Consider the following 4,236-nt stretch of genomic DNA (forward strand, 5'->3'; position numbering starts at 1 on the left):
ATACGGGTAGACGCCCGAGAGCACCTTCATCAGGGTCGACTTGCCCGCCCCGTTCTCACCGCAGATCGCATGGATCTCCCCCGCCGTCACCGTGAGCGATACATCGGACAACGCTTTAACCCCGGGAAACTCTTTCGTGATCGAGCGCATTTCCAGGATGACGGGCTCGCGCGCCGCGCGCCGCTCACCGGACATAGTTGTGCTCCTCACTTGTCGCGATCGTGGACCACGGCGGTTTGTCCAGTGTCGAACGCGGTACCGAAATGATCGTCAAATGGCCGGGCACATCACGCGGGGTTGTTGCTGAGACGTAGCCGCCAGCGTCGCCGTGGGAAAGAAGCATCGAATCGCAGAAGGAGACGTGCGGTGTCGCGTCCCGAGAGTCGGCACCGAAGGTAACCTTCGCCGCGCCCTCACCGGCGTCGATCGTGCCTGATTTGACGGCGGAGTTCCTGTTGGAAGGCTCGTCAACGGGGATCGCCTCTACCCTCGAAATTGTCGTCTCCGGCTGACGCGCGTGAGCCGATGGCGGCGTACGGAGCGCGCCGTTCACACGAAGTCGAGGTGTTCCGGAAGTGAGACGGCTTTTAGCCAGTTGGCCCCATGAACCCGAGCTCCCCGCACCGTCCAGGTTCCTGCCGGGCGCGCACTCTGTGCGTAGACGAGGCTTGCTCATACCGTGCCGCAACGGATCTCCTTCGATCGGGACGATGCAACCCAAAAAGTATCTGGGCCAATCGCAACGCTAGCACCACTACGAGAAAATTAGACAACGCTGTCATTGAGATGAGCGCGTCTCGGATGACCAAATCAGCTTCGAGACCGGCACTGTCCCAGCGGCCTCCCGGCCGACCCTTGGGTCACCTCGCGCGTGTGGCCGGGGGTTCAGGTCGAACAGTGCCCCCCCGTTCAGGGTCGGTTCGGCACACTCCGTGCTCATGGTCGAAACATCTGCGTTCTGGAGTGAGCGAGTTGTCTTTGTTGAAAGTCTTCGACCGCGCGCCGAACCCTACTACGCTCCCGGAATATATGACAGCGCTGTCTATTTTCGTTGATGCTGAAAATCGTGTTTTTGACAACATAATCGGCAGGATTGCGGACGCCACCGAAAGTATTCGTCGCACCAGGTGGCGGCCGGTGTGATCCACAGGTGCTTGATAGCGGTCACATCGTGCATCTCGGGACGCGGAACGACCTCATGAGACTCGGCAACAAGTATGCCCAGATCGTCTCGCCCGATGGATAGCTCAAGCGAACGTAAGCCGCACGGGTGGCAGGCGCGGGCAACGGGTAACGGGTAAGTCGCCCGCTCGGCAGATCAGACTGGCGGGCGAATCTCGCCGGAACCGCGATGCACGAGGTGGGTAGGAATTTGGATCTGCCGGATGAAGGCGGTCGGGTCCGTCAGCCTGTCGAGGGCCAGCTGTGCAGCTGCACGCCCGATTTCCATCGTGTCGTAGGCGACCACGGAAATATCGAGTGCGTCGGCGAGGTCGAAGTCGTCAAATCCGATGAACGCGACCCGCGGCTCGCGACCGCGGAGGAACCGCACCGCTCCCGCAGTGGCACGATTGTTGCCCGTCACCAGGGCAGTGGGCGGCTCTGCCTGTTCGAATAAGCTCGCCACCGCTCTCTCTGCGGACACAGTCGGATCGTCGTTGCATCGTTCGTACCGCGTGTTGTCGCTGATGCCGACTTCGGCGAGAGCTTCACGATAGCCCGCGAGCCGCTCGCGCACGGTATAGATCTCAGACGGGTTGCTCACGAAACCGATTCTGCGGTGCCCGAGACTGATGAGGGAACGCACAGCATCCCGCATTCCGTCACGATTCTGGAGAACGACGGAGTCGGCCAACAGGTTACTGGCAGGCCGGTCGACACTCACGATCGGAGTACCCAGTTGGCGTTCTCCATCAAGGTAGGACTGGTCCGACGCCACCGGGATAAGCACAAGCGCCCGGACTCTCTGGGCAAGGAGGGCATCTACAACGCCTTCCTCGCTATCGGCCGCGTCATCCGTCGTAGCGAGCACCATGGTCAGGCCGTTGTCAGCCAGGGCGCGCTCAATGCCGGCGGCAACGTGAAAGTAGAAGGGATTCGTGATGTCACCGATCACGAAGGCGACCGTGTTTGACACGCCGCCGTGACGGAGGCTGCGAGCGAGGACATTGGGCCGAAAGCGCAACTGCTTTGCAGCGGCAAGCACTCGCGCCCGAGTAGCGGCACTCACGACACCGTCGGAGAAAACACGCGATACCGTCTTCGAACTCACATCTGCCAACCGGGCAACATCGGCCAGAGTCGCTCTCGGTTGCGTCGTCATGGTGTCTCCCCAGCCGGTCACCATTCAGTCTAACCGATACCCCATGTCAAGGTCAGACACAAGTCTCAAAGTTCCGGGGGCCGCAAGTGTCACCGAGGCCGTGTCCCCCCTAGCTATCAGGGCCCAAAACCCCCAGATATCAGGGTCCAAATCCCTCGGTGGTACAGTGAATTCGCGAGAGACAGCGTTGACATGATCGTGCATGCTGCGGTTCGCTCTTCCACGTCTGGAGCTATTGCACAATGTCCGCCACCTCCGCACGGGCCGAAGCTGCTCCGGCCCTCCCACACTCCTTTCGGTATCCGTTCGGCCCGGCCTGGACCGCCACCGCCACAGTAGATCGGGTCATGGGGTGGGACGCGGCGGAAGTGATCGAACCGAGCGGAACTACCCGATTGTTGTGTTGCCGGCCGAGCTCGACTGTCTCGACGGCGTCGCGGAAAAGTGCGACAAGTTGTTCATTCCTCGACGCACGATACCCAAGCCGTCCGGGCTTTCCGGTCGAGCCTCTCGGCTGGGCACTACTTGGGGCGTCGTCCGGCACCGAGCAGCTGCGCTGCTATGAGGACATGTTCGACGCGACGGGCAGCCGGGAGTGACTGGCGCATCCCACCGCGTTGCCATTGACGCGGGACAGACCGGCATTCGTGCCGTGCTGCAGAGTGGCGAGGGCCGTCAGGAGACGTTCAATTTCGAAGGCATCCGTACCGATCGGGACCTTGTCCCGCAACTGTCGGACATTCTGGCCCGGATCGCAGGTGCCGCCGATGTTCGCATCGGCACAGTGAGCGCGGGCATTTCGGGCTTCACGCAATCCGATGCCGAGGCCGCCGCCCTGCTCCGGCTCGGCGGCGACCTCGGGGTACGGGAGGTATTCCTCGCCCATGACTCGGTCACCTCGTATCTTGGGTCCCTCGGCGACACCCTTGGGGCTGTGATCGCGGTCGGCACCGGCGTGGTTACCCTCGCGGTCGGCGCGCACGACGTGGCACGAGTCGATGGGTGGGGCTATCTGATCGGCGACGCGGGCAGCGGCTACTGGATCGGCCGCGCCGCCCTCGATGCCGTCGTCCGCGACTACGACGGGCGCGGTCAGGCGACCGACCTCACCGCGGCCGTCCGCTCGGAATTCCCGAACCTGGAAACCCTCTATTTAGAGCTGCAGGCCGATCCGAACCGGGTCAGCCGCATCGCGTCCTGGTCGCGCGCGGTCACCGCGCTCGCCCCGACGGACACCGTCGCTGCCGCCATCTGCGACGCCACCGCCGCGGAACTGGTGCGCTCGGTGCGCACAGGTCTCCAGCGTGTCGGACAAGCCGCCCGCGCAGCGCCCGTTGTCGGCGGTCTGGGCGGGGTGCTGCGCGCGCCCGAGATCTCAAGTCGCTTCGAGCGGGACCTGCGTGCCCTCTGGCCAGCGGTCGACCTGCGCTTCCCCACCGCTAACGGCCTCGACGGCGCCACACTCCTGCCCCACCTCGCCGTGCAGAGTGCTCTCCGCGGACTCGTGTCCATCGCCCGAGATTAGCTAGGGCTTGATCAAGGCTTTCGCAAACTATCAGTGAGTCCAAAGGGAACGAGCACCAGGATACCGATCACCGCCGTGATCACCGCGACGTTCTTGCTGCAATGGATGCCGAGCCCGGAGTCCGTAAAGCGGACGACGTCGACTTTGGTATCACGCGGTGAAGCTAGCCCTCGTTGATAATTTTCAGGCGTTACAGAGAGCCGGAATGCACTCCAGCGTCTCTCGAAGTTGATCGACTTTGTTTGTGGTGAATGGTTCGATCAGATGTCGCCTGACTGCAGCGGCATGGCGGAATTTGTCAAGGTGAATGAGGCCAGCGTGAGTTTAGGCGGCTAGTTTCGGCTCGTCTTCTTGAGCTTCGGCGGGCTTGTTGATCCAGGCCGTGTCG

Annotated in this window: 4 protein-coding genes; 1 reads left to right on the forward strand and 3 read right to left on the reverse strand. The window is 62.7% G+C overall.

Annotated features, from left to right (window positions below):
* From E3O39_RS00720 to E3O39_RS19360, 3 genes are all read right to left on the reverse strand, one after another.
* Positions 1-195, reverse strand: a 195-nt coding sequence (locus E3O39_RS00720) for an ATP-binding cassette domain-containing protein (RefSeq protein WP_134449297.1), incomplete at its 3' end; no start/stop codon positions are given.
* 1,123 nt (positions 196-1,318) lie between these two features.
* Positions 1,319-2,323, reverse strand: a complete 1,005-nt coding sequence (locus tag E3O39_RS00725; protein ID WP_134449298.1) for a LacI family DNA-binding transcriptional regulator — start codon at positions 2,321-2,323, stop codon at positions 1,319-1,321.
* Positions 2,324-2,882: 559 nt separating this feature from the next.
* Positions 2,883-3,053 (reverse strand): hypothetical protein, encoded by a 171-nt coding sequence (locus E3O39_RS19360; protein WP_241984929.1) that lies wholly within the window; start codon positions 3,051-3,053, stop codon positions 2,883-2,885.
* Here E3O39_RS19360 and E3O39_RS00730 point away from each other — a divergent pair.
* Entirely contained in the window at positions 2,976-3,848 is an 873-nt protein-coding gene (locus tag E3O39_RS00730) for an N-acetylglucosamine kinase (protein WP_241984928.1), read from the forward strand. The genes E3O39_RS19360 and E3O39_RS00730 overlap by 78 nt on opposite strands.
* Positions 3,849-4,236 lie beyond the last annotated feature (388 nt).

It is taken from the genome of Cryobacterium sp. MDB2-A-1 (assembly GCF_004402675.1).
GTDB classification, from domain to species: Bacteria; Actinomycetota; Actinomycetes; order Actinomycetales; family Microbacteriaceae; genus Cryobacterium; species Cryobacterium glucosi.